General features: G+C 80.7%; 1 protein-coding gene. It reads left to right on the forward strand.

Annotation, left to right across the window (positions count from 1 at the left end):
• Positions 1-715, forward strand: a 715-nt coding sequence (locus ABEA77_RS33815; protein WP_345655981.1) for an FtsK/SpoIIIE domain-containing protein, incomplete at both ends; no start/stop codon positions are given.

Below are 715 nucleotides of genomic sequence, written 5' to 3' on the forward strand. Positions count from 1 at the left end.
CGGTGCGGGTCCCCGCGGCCCGGTCGCGGCCGACCTGGGCCGGGAGGGCGCGCACCTGCTGATCGAGGGTCCGCGGGGCAGCGGGCGTACAGAGCTGCTGCGGGCGGTCGCGGCGTCGCTCGCCGCGGGTGCGCGGCCGGACAGGCTCGGCCTGCTGCTGGTCGAGGGAGCGGGCGGGATGCGCGGCGAGGGCCTCGCGGCGCTCACCGAGCTGCCGCATGTCACGGAGCATCTGGTGGCCTCGGACCCGGTGCGGATGCGGGAGTTCGCGCAGGCGCTCGGGGCGGAGCTGAAGCGGCGGGCCGAGCTGCTCGGAGGGCTGTCGTACGCGCAGTGGCGCCAGGCGCACCCGGCGGGGCTCCCGGTGCCCGAGGGGCGGTCGGGCGACGTGGGCACGACGACGCGGACGCTGCGGCTGAGACCCGGCGCGGCGCGGGCGCAGGAGCAGACCGCTCCCGTGCCCGATCCGCTGCCGCGTCTCGTGGTGCTCGTCGACGACGTGGACGCGCTGGTGGCGCCCGCGCTCGGCAGCCCGGGCCGGCCGGCCGCCGGGTCCCAGAAGCGGGCGTTCGACGCGGTCGCGCCGGACGGCGAGCGGCTCGGGGTGCACCTGGTGGCGGCGTCCGCCGCGGACGGGCGCGCGGCGGGCGGCGAGCTCGCGCGCGCGGCGCGGCGGCGCGCGGTGCTCGACGCGCCGCCGGTGACGCCGGCGCCT

The organism is Streptomyces tremellae, from assembly GCF_039540215.1.
In the GTDB taxonomy this organism is placed as follows: domain Bacteria; phylum Actinomycetota; class Actinomycetes; order Streptomycetales; family Streptomycetaceae; genus Streptomyces; species Streptomyces tremellae.